The following is an 11,220-nucleotide window of genomic DNA, read 5'->3' on the forward strand; positions in this document are numbered from 1 at the left end:
CCTAACGTGCCTTTGTGCCACTTTATCTTTCAGCTATGATGTGTGTCCGTGAGGTCGCACCCAGCCTCACCAAATCGCCTCCCCGTCGCACCAGAGGTGCGCCGTTATTGATCGGCACGCCTTTGGCGTAACGGAACGGGCAGGCGATGGCCCGGCGCCTGCGGCTTGTCCCGGGCCGGGGTACGATGAGGGCAGCGCCGTCCCTGGGGGGCGATAGGCTATTTAATTTTTTTTGACGGAATGCGCAGGGCCCGCGAGGGTTGCATTCTGATGTGACCTTACAAAATCGCCCTACTGGGAAGGGAGTGCGATGCGCGCCGTGCCGCCGGGCATCGCCCTTGTGAGATACTGCCGCGCATAAAAAAAGGCGGGCTCGAATGCCCGCCTCCTGCTCGATTGTCGTTCGGATTATTCCCAGCCGACGGTATTGAAGATCTTCTGCGCTGTGCCGATGTTCTCGGCCACGTCCGACAGGTTCACGTCATCGGCTTTGAACTCACCCAATTGCTTCACGCTGTCGGCCAGTTCAACACCTTCCACCGTTGGGAACTCATCGTTACCGGCTGAAAAATACTGCTGCGCCTGATCAGAGGCGAGATACTCAAGGAACTTCACCGCATTCTCACGGTTCGGCGCGTTCTTGGCCACGCCACCGCCCGAGAGGTTCATATGCGCGCCGTTGCCCTCTTGGTCCGGCCAGATCAGGCCGATCTTGTCGATCTCAGCCGAAACGCCGTCCACATCGGTGCGGATCGCGCGGGCGAAGTAGTAGCTGTTGGAGACCGCGATGTCGCACTCGCCCGACACGATGCCGCGCAGCTGGTCGGTGTCGCCGCCCTGCGGTGCGCGGGCCATGTTGTCGACCACGCCCTGCGCCCATTCGGTCGCGGCTTCTTCGCCCTCATGGGTTACGATGGAGGCCAGCAGCGTCTGGTTATAGGTGTTGGTGGACGAGCGGATGCAGACCTGACCTTTGTAGGCCGGGTCGGCGAGGTCCATGTAGGTCGCGGGTGGATTGTCGAGCGTTTCTTTGTTGTAGAAGATGATCCGCGCACGTTGGGACAGGCCGAACCACTGGTTGTCGTCGTCTTGCAGGTTGGCGGGGATGCGCTCTTCAAGTGTCTCGCTCTCGACCGCTTGCAGCAGGCCCATGTCCTTTGCACGCTTCAGACGGCTTGTGTCCACGGTCAGCAGGACGTCGGCGGGGGAGTTGGCACCTTCGGCTTCCATACGGGCCAGCAGTTCGTCGGCCTTGCCTTCAATGCGGTTGATGGTGATGCCGGTCGCTTCGGTAAAGTCGGTGTAAAGCCGCTCGTCGGTGTCATAGTGGCGCGAGGAGTAGAGGTTCAGCTCGCCGTCGGCCAGCGCGGGCAGGGCCAGCGACATCAAAGCGGCTACGGCAGTGGAGGTCTTGCAAAGGGTCATTTTGGATCCTGTTCCGTGAAGAATTAACTCGACTGAAACAGTAAGAAACAGATTTCGCGCGGCTCCGCAACCAATTCCGAGCAATTTAGTCGGGAAGCCCCCGGCCGCTTGGGCCGGGGCGCGGAAATCAGCTTGTGCTAGCAATCTTATCTTGGGTTTTGGTGTCAAAGTCGCTGGCGTCATGGCGTTCATGCAACTGCATCGACAGGTCATCACCGAAGGCGCGGTTCACCATTCGGCCTCGTGTCACCGCAGGGCGGGCATCGATCTTTTCTGCCCACCGCATGACGTTTTTGTAGGACGCCACATCAAGGAACTCTGCTGCAGAATAAAGCCGTCCGAGGACCAGCTGACCATACCAGCTCCAGATCGCAATATCGGCGATGGAATATTCATCAGCAAAATAGTCGTGCTCTGCCAGATGCTTGTCCATCACGTCCAACTGGCGCTTGGCCTCCATCGCGAAGCGGTTGATCGGGTACTCAAACTTTTCGGGCGCATAGGCATAGAAATGGCCAAAGCCGCCGCCAAGGTAGGGCGCACTGCCCATCTGCCAAAAGAGCCAGGACAGCGCTTCGGTGCGACGCGCGGGATCTTGCGGCAGGAAGGCGCCGAATTTCTCGGCCAGATAAAGCAAGATCGACCCTGATTCGAAGACCCGCTGCGGCGTATCGCCGGAACGGTCCATCAACGCCGGGATCTTGGAGTTCGGGTTCACTTCAACAAAGCCCGAACCAAATTGATCGCCCTCTGAAATATCGATCAGCCAAGCGTCATATTCCGCACCCTTATGCCCGGCGGCGAGCAACTCCTCGAACATCACCGTCACCTTCACCCCGTTGGGCGTGGCCAACGAGTAAAGCTGGAAGGGATGGTCCCCCACGGGCAGGTCCTTGTCATGGGTCGCCCCGGCGATGGGCCGGTTGATGCTGGCGAATTTGCCGCCGCTTTCTGCGTCCCATGTCCAAACCTTTGGGGGGGTGTACTCGGAAAAGTCCGACATTCTAAAATTCCTTATTCTTCGGGTCTGCACAGTAGTTGGGGCTTTGTGCGGGTGTTGCAACCGCTAAGCCACAACGAAAAAGGCCGCCCCGAAAGGGAGCGGCCTTTTAAATCGAATTGCTGCGAAGCTCAGCCCTGACGGGCTTTGAACCGGCGCTGCGTTTTGTTGATGACGTAAACGCGGCCTTTGCGACGCACAACACGGCAATCGCGATGCCGATTCTTGAGCGAGCGGAGCGAATTGCGAACCTTCATAGGTGGTCTCCTCATGTCGTGGCGCGGGCCAGCGCCTGGGTTGCGGGCAACCCGCCAAGGCGGGTCGATGAATAAATGGTGGGCGATACTGGGATCGAACCAGTGACCCCTTCGATGTCAACGAAGTGCTCTACCGCTGAGCTAATCACCCACTTAACGACGTTTCAAAATCGACCCCAAACAAAAATGGGGCGCGAAATTTCGCGCCGTTTGGGTCCTATAAAAGGAGTCGGCGGGAGGATCAAGGGCTTTTGACGCGGAATAAACACGCTATGTTCGACTTAGAGGAATTTATTATGCCAATGACCGCCTACGAAGTTCTCCGCCCGGACCGCAACCTGTCTTGCGTGGTCTTCGCATCGCCTCATTCGGGGCGCGATTATGCCGGGTCTTTTCTGCGGCGTACGGTCTTGGACGAACATGCGATCCGCTCGTCAGAGGATGCTTTTGTCGATCTGCTGTTTGATTGCGCCCCGCGCTATGGGGCGAGTTTCATTCGCGCCGGCGCGCCGCGGGCCTTTCTGGACCTGAACCGCGCGCCGGAAGAGTTGGACCCGGCAGTCATCGAAGGGGTCGCACGACAGGGGCATAACCCGCGCGTGGCCTCTGGCCTTGGGGTGATTCCCCGGGTCGTGGCCAATGGGCGGGCAATTTATCGCGGCAAGCTCAGCCAAAGCGAAGCGGAACTGCGCATTGAGCGCTATTGGCGGCCCTATCACGCCAAGTTGCAAGAACTGCTTACTCAAGCCCATCACCGACATGGGCAGGCCGTGCTGATTGACTGCCATTCCATGCCGCATGAGGCGATGGATGGCGTGGTGCGGGGCGGGATGCGCCGCCCTGACGTGGTCTTGGGCGACCGGTTTGGTGCCGCTGCCGGGGGCGAGGTGGTCGATAGGGTCGAGGCAGCTTTCGCCGCTGCGGGCTTTATTGTGACCCGCAATTCGCCTTTCGCGGGGGCCTATATCACGCAGGCCTATGGCCGTCCGTCGCGTGGCCAACACGCAGTGCAGGTTGAGATTGATCGTGCGCTTTACATGAACGAGCGATTGATTCGCCCGAACGGAAATTTCGAAGCGGTTCAGACCGCCCTCCAGCAGGTGGTGGCCGAAGTGGCGCAAATCGGGCAGGGGCAAATACCGCTCGCGGCGGAGTGATCAGCGCAGAGCGCGGCCTTTGAGAATGGCTTTTTCGCCAAAGCGGTTTCGGATGCTGTCTGCGGCGCGTTCCGCCCGGCCCCGTTGCGCCGCGCCGGGGTCGAGCAAATCGCCCCCCATATCCGCCCCATCCGCACCAGAGAGGTCAGACAGGCCGACGCCGATCAACCGGTAGGGGCTGCGGTGCTCGACCTGATCGAATAGCGCGCGGGCGGTGCGGTAGATGCGGTCGGCCAGTTGGGTCGGGTCGTGCAGCGACAGACGGCGCGACAGTAGCGAATGGTCGGCGCGTTTGAGCTTAAGCGTCACCACCCGCCCGGCCATGTCCTTGGCCTTGGCGCGGTCAGCCACCTTTTCGGCCAAGCGCCAAAGGTGCCCATCGAGAATCTCGGCATCGCCTGTGTTGTCCGAAAATGTCGTCTCATTGCTGATCGACTTTACCGGACGGTGGCGCGAGACGATGCGCTTGTCTTGCCCCCGCGCCAGATGCCACAGCCGGTCACCCATGCTGCCAAAGCGGGCGATCAGATCGGTGTGCTCCCAACGAAGCAGGTCCGAGAAACTGCGAATGCCTGCCTGTTCCAGCGCGGACTTTGTGGCGGCCCCCACGCCCCAAATCATGCCCACGGGTTTGTCGCGCAGGAAGGCTGCGGTTTCGGCTTTGCCGATCACGGAAAACCCATGCGGCTTGTCGAGGTCCGAGGCGACTTTGGCCAGAAACTTATTGTGGCTCAGTCCAATCGACCCGGTCAGCCCCAACTCCGTTTTCATCCGCCGTACCAACCGCGCCAGCATCACCGCAGGCGGCTTGCCGTGCAGCCGTGCGGTGCCGGTCATGTCGAGAAAGGCTTCGTCGAGCGACAGGGGCTCAATAGCGGGGGTCAATTCTTCCATCATGGCGCGGATCGCGCGGGAGGCTTCGACATAGGCGTCCATTCGCGGTTTGATGATCACCGCGTCAGGGCAGAGTTTGAGCGCCTGAAACATCGGCATGGCCGAACGCACGCCGCGAATCCGCGCCACATAGCAAGCGGTGGAGACCACACCGCGTCGCCCGCCGCCGATAATGACGGGCTTGCCAGCCAATTCGGGATTATCGCGTTTCTCAACCGATGCATAGAACGCATCACAATCCATATGTGCGATGGAAAGGTCGAACAGCTCCTCATGAGACAGCATTCGGGGGCTGCCGCAGAGCGGACAGCGCCGCGCGGGGGCGGTCTCGTTCAAACAATCGCGACAGAGGGTGGCCATGGGAGCACCAAAGAGGCAAGGGTAGGGGAGGACAATAACCAATAGGCGAGGGTTTGAACATGGGGTTTGATGGGGCCAAACTGGCGCTTTACCTTGGCAATCGCTTGGCTGTGATCTTGCGTGACGACCGGCCCGGCCTTCCCTTTCCCGGCCATTGGGATTTGCCCGGCGGCGGGCGCGAAGGCGATGAGACCCCGCTCGACTGTGCCTTGCGTGAGTGTCGGGAAGAATTGGGCATCGCGGTGCCGGAAGAGGCCGTGATCTGGCGCGCTCCTTTTGATGAGGCGGGGCGAACCAAGTGGTTCTTTGTGGCGCGCCTGCCAGAAGACTCCTCGGCTGATATCGTCTTTGGCGATGAGGGGCAGCGGTGGACCTTGATGACAGAGGGGGAGTTCTTGAACCATCCCCAAGCCGTTCCCGCCTTTCAGGATCGTTTGCAAGTCTATCTAAACGGCGCGTCGGGGGCGGGTGATCTTTGAGAGAAAGGCCCCCCGCCTGCGTCAGCGGGGGGAGGTGACGAACATCAGGAAGAACCAGTTCGTCGGGGAGTATCACCTGAGTTCAACATAACATATCCGCCCTATTTCGCCTATGCAGGATCCCCTTGGGGCGGTCCAAGGGAATGACCTGTGGTGCGTTTGCTACAGCAAGGGCGGGGGGTGCTGTTATTGCTGCGAAAATTCTGCAACCACGGCACGCGCTGCGGCGGCGGGGTCTTCTGCCTGCCAAATGGGGCGTCCGACAACGATATGATCCGCCCCGTCCGTGATGGCCTGAGCCGGCGTGGCGACACGCTTTTGATCGCCCAAAGCGGCCCCCTGCGGGCGTACGCCCGGTGTGACGATCAATTTGCCCTGCGCTTCGGGCAAGGCGCGGATCGCTGCGGCTTCTTGTGGGGAAGCGATGACCCCATCCGCCCCGGCGTCGAGCGCACGTGCGGCGCGGGTCTGCACCAGATCTCCAATGCCACCGGGTTGGATCAATGCTGCATCCAGATCAGCACGGTCTAGCGAGGTAAGGATGGTCACGGCAAGGATCTTCATATTGCTCGCGGCGGCGCCCTGTTTGGCGGCTGCGACAACATGCGGATCGCCGTGGACGGTTAGGAAATCAAGATCGAACTGTGCCAAACCGCGCACGGCGGCTTCTACCGTCGCGCCGATGTCGAACAGCTTCATATCGAGAAAAATGCGTTTGCCGTGTTCCTGCTTTAACTCATTGGCCAACGCCAGCCCGCCACCGGTCAACATGCCCAGCCCGATTTTGTAAAAGCTCACGGCATCGCCAAGCTTTTCGGTCAGCTCAAGCCCCGCCACGGCATGGGGGACATCGAGGGCAACAATCAATCGGTCGTCGGACATGCGGGGGCTCCAGCCATATTTGCAAACGGCACTGACCTACGGGCTGCGGCAGGGCGTGTCCATCTTATTGACTGGCAGAGGGAGCGTAGCGTGCCAAAAAAAGACCCGAACACACGCAAGAGCGGGTCCGGGCCTAGTGTTCAGAGACTTAGCAGGCAGGCACTGGTCTCTGGTATTGCGGATCGCCACATCGGGACAGTTGAGGTGGCGGCAGGTCCGCAGGAATCCGCGCAACAGGCAGGCGCTGCGCGGAAAGGGTTAAGCTGCGTCGCGACCGGGGAGGTTGATCACCTCTTCCAGCCAACGCAGCGGGTCAAAGCTGCGGCGTCCAGCCCGCTGAGCGGGGACGTGGCGCAGAACTTCGGAACTCAAGCCGCGCCCTTGGGCGTGGCGGCGAAGCGCTTGACGGGACAGGCCGTCAGCGGCATCGCGAAAGGACATGGTAATCGGGGCGTCGATGGCGCAAGCATATCGACGCATCTGTTTTCCGTCCTGCACGGTAACAAGCGCTTCGAAACACTGGTTTGCCGCGTTGTAGAGGACATCGGTCATCTGAATAGGGCGCGTCTGCATCGTTTCACCTCATGTGCTCGTTAGAACCGGGCAGGTTATTATGTTTCCTGCGCTCTTCTGAGGTACTAACGCCAAAGGTCTTGAAATGGTTTCAATTGACAGCGATTTTATGTGGATAAAAGATTATTTCCTAACCATTACAATAACATAAATCTGCGAAAAAACCACATATTTTTGCCACATTCTTGCCTCATTGGCGAAAACTGACCAATTGAGCGGATTTTCGTAGGCTAAAGATTGCGCGTTTTCCACGGCTTGCGGCTCTTGAAGGCGAACCGGTTCCTCCCCAAATAAACCGCGAGGCTCAGACCGCTGCGTGCCACAAACGGGCGCGGCATATTGGAGCGCTTGTAGAAAAGGAGAACGCCCATGGACTTGAGTAAGTTCACGGAAAGATCGCGCGGTTTCATTCAGGCTGCGCAAACAATAGCTACTCGGGAAAGCCACCAACGGCTGGCCCCTGAGCATGTCCTTAAAGCTCTGTTGGACGATGACCAAGGTCTCGCACGCAACCTGATCGCTGCTTCGGGCGGTGACGGTGCGCGGGTGATGCAGGCTTTGGATTTGGCGCTTGGCAAGATCCCGAAAGTGACCGGGGATGCCGGGCAGGTTTATCTTGATGGTACGACAGCAAAAGTGCTGGCCGAGGCTGAGGAACTAGCCAAGAAAGCGGGCGACAGCTTTGTCACCGTTGAACGCATCCTGACCGCACTCTGCATGGTGAAATCTGGCGCGAAAACCGCGTTGGAAGCCGGTAAAGTGACGGCGCAGGGGCTGAACAGCGCCATCAATGACGTGCGCAAAGGCCGGACTGCTGACAGTGCAACCGCCGAAGAAGGCTATGACGCGCTTAAGAAGTACAGCCTTGATCTTACCGCCCGTGCCGAAGAGGGCAAAATCGACCCGATCATTGGCCGGGACGAAGAAATTCGCCGTGCCATGCAAGTGTTGAGCCGCCGGACCAAGAACAACCCGGTGCTGATCGGTGAGCCGGGCGTGGGTAAAACCGCCATCGCGGAAGGCTTGGCGTTGCGGATTGTGGATGGTGACGTGCCCGAAAGCCTGCGCAACAAGCGTTTGCTTGCGCTCGACATGGGGGCGTTGATTGCTGGTGCGAAATACCGCGGTGAATTTGAAGAGCGTCTGAAAGCCGTGCTGACCGAGGTCACCGAGGCCGCGGGCGAGGTCATTCTGTTCATTGACGAGATGCACACGTTGGTTGGGGCCGGTAAGGCAGATGGCGCGATGGATGCGTCGAACCTGCTGAAACCTGCGCTGGCGCGGGGTGAGTTGCACTGTGTGGGTGCCACGACGCTCGACGAGTATCGCAAATATGTTGAGAAAGACGCAGCTCTTGCGCGGCGGTTCCAGCCGGTGATCGTGCAGGAACCGACGGTCGAAGACACCGTCTCGATCCTGCGTGGTATTAAGGAGAAGTATGAGTTGCACCATGGTGTGCGCATCTCCGACACTGCGTTGGTGGCAGCGGCGACACTGAGCCATCGCTACATCACCGACCGTTTCTTGCCTGACAAGGCGATCGACCTGATGGACGAGGCCGCCAGCCGTCTGCGCATGGAGGTCGACAGCAAGCCCGAAGAGTTGGACGCGCTGGACCGTCAAATCCTGCAGCTACAGATTGAGGCTGAAGCGCTGAAGAAGGAAGACGATGCCGCATCCAAAGATCGGTTGGAGGCTTTGCAAAAAGACCTCAGCGATCTGCAGGACCGCAGCGCCGAGATGACAGCGCAGTGGCAGGCCGAGCGTGACAAGCTTGCTGGGGCGCGTGACATCAAGGAGAAGCTGGACCATGCCCGTGCCGAACTCGACATCGCGAAACGCGAAGGCAACCTCGCGCGCGCGGGCGAGCTATCTTATGGCGTGATCCCGCAGCTTGAGCGCGACCTTGAAGAAGCCGAGGGCCGCGAGGACGACATGATGGTCGAAGAGGCCGTGCGTCCGGACCAGATCGCCAGCGTGGTTGAACGTTGGACGGGTATTCCTGCGGGCAAAATGCTCGAAGGCGAGCGCGACAAGCTGTTGCGGATGGAAAACCAGTTGCATGATCGGGTGATCGGTCAGAACGCGGCTGTCAAAGCGGTGGCCAACGCGGTGCGCCGCGCGCGGGCAGGGCTCAACGACGAGAACCGTCCTCTGGGCAGCTTCCTCTTCCTCGGGCCGACTGGTGTGGGTAAGACCGAGCTGACCAAGGCCGTGGCCGAGTTCCTCTTTGACGACGACAACGCGATGGTGCGCATCGATATGTCGGAGTTCATGGAGAAACATGCAGTGGCCCGTCTGATCGGTGCGCCTCCGGGCTATGTTGGCTATGATGAGGGCGGTGTGCTGACCGAAGCGGTACGCCGGCGTCCTTATCAGGTTGTGTTGTTCGACGAGGTCGAAAAGGCGCATCCGGATGTCTTCAACGTGCTGTTGCAGGTGCTTGACGATGGTGTGCTGACCGATGGTCAGGGCCGCACGGTCGACTTCAAGCAGACGCTGATCGTGCTGACCTCCAACCTTGGGGCGCAGGCCTTGAGCCAACTGCCCGAAGGCGGGGACATGGCGGCAGCTAAACGTGATGTGATGGACGCAGTTCGGGCGCACTTCCGGCCTGAGTTCCTGAACCGTTTGGATGAGACGATCATCTTTGACCGGCTGGGCCGTGCGGATATGGACGGGATCGTCGATATTCAGATGGCGCGGCTGCTCAAGCGGCTTGCGGGTCGGAAGATCACACTTGATCTGGATGACGCCGCGCGCAAATGGCTGGCCGATGAGGGCTATGACCCGGTCTTCGGGGCGCGACCTTTGAAGCGGGTGATCCAGCGCACGGTACAAGATCCGCTGGCTGAGATGCTGCTGGCCGGGGATGTGAAGGACGGCGATACCGTCACCGTCCGCGCCGGGGCCGATGGGCTGATCATCGGCGATCAGGTGGCAGCATCAAACCGGCCCAAGCCGGATGATGCGACAGTACATTAACTGACAAAGAAAAGGGCCGGGTGTTCCGGCCCTTTTCTGTTCAAAGATTGGAAGCTTTCCGCCCGGAGGCGCACCGGGCGTCGCTTTCCCTCCCCGCCGGATGGCGATATTGCGCGCTTACCTTATGTCGGACTGCCCGAGACCCTTGCGGAACCACGCCAAACTTTGGGTCTCGACGCCCACGAGGGAGGGCGATGCCCTAAGCGCTATTCTCCAATCGCCTCTTTCGCGATCTCATCCATCAGACTCTGCACCTCCTGCATCGGCCCTTCGGGGAAGGCACGATATCCAATCGTCACTTCCTCACTGTCGGGCAGTTGCATGACAAAGATATCATAGGGGCAGAAGCCCAAGTTCATCGGATCAGCCTCCATCACCTTGCGCGACAGGGAAGCCGAGCAGAAGCTAAACACATCGGCAGCCTCAAACACCTTTACATCCGAGCCGACATCCGCGCCGGTGCGGTCGAGCATGTCGCCCACGTGGCTCACATTCTCAAGCACCAACCCTTGGTTCAATATCGCATTCTCAACCCCAAAGGTTACATCGCCGAAACTTTGGTCGGTGGTATAGGTGATCATTTCTTCAGCGTGGGCAGCGCTCGCCAATAGGGCGGCTGCAAAGATAAGACGGACCATAGTGACACTCCTTAATCCGGGCAGAAGGATCTGGTGCAGCCTGCGCCGGGCGCTTGCATGTATTGAGTATAGCCGGGAGCACGCAAATGGCCAATCGCGGGATCAACAAGCAAACGGTCAAGTTTGATGGCTATGCGGACGAGGATGGCGCAAGTCTAAAGGCGCGGATCTAACCGCGCATGTCACACACTATATATGCAGCGCGTTTTTTGCGACGTCCGTTTGCCGTGTCAGGGGACCATGCGACGAATCCTATCAGGCCACTGGCCTCGGATCCGCCTGCGAGTCGCGCGATTCTTCACGCCGAGTCGGCCGAAAATGCCCCTGCGCCTGTGGATAAGTGGTTGCGGTAACAAAAATCCTGTCTGCCCGATACTCTTGTGCCAATATCTGCCTGCGATGAGGTCGCGTAATCCATTGATTGCAGACGATAATCTAAGAAGCTGAGAGAAACCGCACAAAAGGCAGAAAAAGGGCTTGCGGGTTTTGGTCACTAACACTAGAACCCCCCTTACCGGCGGCGCAGCGATGCACCAACGGGGCGCCAGACGGGGCGGACGGAAGCGGAGA

At 59.6% G+C, this 11,220-nt stretch carries 10 protein-coding genes and 1 tRNA gene; 3 read left to right on the forward strand and 8 right to left on the reverse strand.

The genetic code is table 11. The annotated features are described in order from the left end of the window. Positions 1 to 408: 408 nt before the first annotated feature. The 4 genes from HTT03_RS08935 to HTT03_RS08950 all read right to left on the reverse strand — a co-directional run bounded on the left by HTT03_RS08935 (position 409) and on the right by HTT03_RS08950 (position 2,833). Positions 409 to 1,425 (reverse strand): Fe(3+) ABC transporter substrate-binding protein, encoded by a 1,017-nt coding sequence (locus HTT03_RS08935; protein ID WP_174859502.1) that lies wholly within the window; start codon positions 1,423 to 1,425, stop codon positions 409 to 411. A gap of 127 nt (positions 1,426 to 1,552) precedes the next feature. Continuing rightward, entirely contained in the window at positions 1,553 to 2,428 is an 876-nt protein-coding gene (yghU, locus tag HTT03_RS08940; RefSeq protein ID WP_174859503.1) for a glutathione-dependent disulfide-bond oxidoreductase, read from the reverse strand. Positions 2,429 to 2,556: 128 nt separating this feature from the next. Continuing rightward, on the reverse strand, positions 2,557 to 2,682 hold the full coding sequence (gene ykgO, locus HTT03_RS08945) for a type B 50S ribosomal protein L36 (RefSeq protein WP_005850168.1): 126 nt from the start codon (positions 2,680 to 2,682) through the stop codon (positions 2,557 to 2,559). 76 nt (positions 2,683 to 2,758) lie between these two features. Next, positions 2,759 to 2,833: transfer RNA gene (locus tag HTT03_RS08950), tRNA-Val, on the reverse strand. Positions 2,834 to 2,978: 145 nt separating this feature from the next. On the opposite strand from HTT03_RS08950, the gene HTT03_RS08955 reads away from it, so the two are divergent. Then, complete coding sequence (locus HTT03_RS08955; RefSeq protein WP_174859504.1) at positions 2,979 to 3,839, forward strand: N-formylglutamate amidohydrolase; 861 nt, start codon at positions 2,979 to 2,981, stop codon at positions 3,837 to 3,839. On the opposite strand, the gene HTT03_RS08960 is transcribed toward HTT03_RS08955, so the two are convergent. Next, positions 3,840 to 5,093 (reverse strand): DNA polymerase IV, encoded by a 1,254-nt coding sequence (locus HTT03_RS08960; protein WP_174859505.1) that lies wholly within the window; start codon positions 5,091 to 5,093, stop codon positions 3,840 to 3,842. A 59-nt stretch (positions 5,094 to 5,152) separates the two neighbouring features. Here HTT03_RS08960 and HTT03_RS08965 point away from each other — a divergent pair, with 59 nt between their 5' ends. Continuing rightward, on the forward strand, positions 5,153 to 5,572 hold the full coding sequence (locus HTT03_RS08965; RefSeq protein WP_174859506.1) for an NUDIX hydrolase: 420 nt from the start codon (positions 5,153 to 5,155) through the stop codon (positions 5,570 to 5,572). 186 nt (positions 5,573 to 5,758) lie between these two features. Here HTT03_RS08965 and pyrF read toward each other — a convergent pair whose 3' ends face one another. Both pyrF and HTT03_RS08975 read right to left on the reverse strand, forming a co-directional pair. Next, on the reverse strand, positions 5,759 to 6,454 hold the full coding sequence (gene pyrF / locus HTT03_RS08970; RefSeq protein WP_174859507.1) for an orotidine-5'-phosphate decarboxylase: 696 nt from the start codon (positions 6,452 to 6,454) through the stop codon (positions 5,759 to 5,761). A 258-nt stretch (positions 6,455 to 6,712) separates the two neighbouring features. Next, positions 6,713 to 7,027: an orotidine 5-phosphate decarboxylase gene (locus HTT03_RS08975; protein ID WP_174859508.1), complete on the reverse strand. Its 315-nt coding sequence runs from the start codon at positions 7,025 to 7,027 to the stop codon at positions 6,713 to 6,715. Positions 7,028 to 7,396: 369 nt separating this feature from the next. On the opposite strand from HTT03_RS08975, the gene clpB reads away from it, so the two are divergent. Then, positions 7,397 to 10,012: an ATP-dependent chaperone ClpB gene (clpB, locus tag HTT03_RS08980; RefSeq protein WP_174859509.1), complete on the forward strand. Its 2,616-nt coding sequence runs from the start codon at positions 7,397 to 7,399 to the stop codon at positions 10,010 to 10,012. Between the two features lie 206 nt (positions 10,013 to 10,218). On the opposite strand, the gene HTT03_RS08985 is transcribed toward clpB, so the two are convergent. Continuing rightward, positions 10,219 to 10,650 (reverse strand): DUF302 domain-containing protein, encoded by a 432-nt coding sequence (locus HTT03_RS08985; protein ID WP_174859510.1) that lies wholly within the window; start codon positions 10,648 to 10,650, stop codon positions 10,219 to 10,221. Between the last annotated feature and the right edge of the window lie 570 nt (positions 10,651 to 11,220).

It is taken from the genome of Sulfitobacter maritimus, assembly GCF_013346665.1.
GTDB classification, from domain to species: Bacteria; Pseudomonadota; Alphaproteobacteria; order Rhodobacterales; family Rhodobacteraceae; genus Sulfitobacter; species Sulfitobacter maritimus.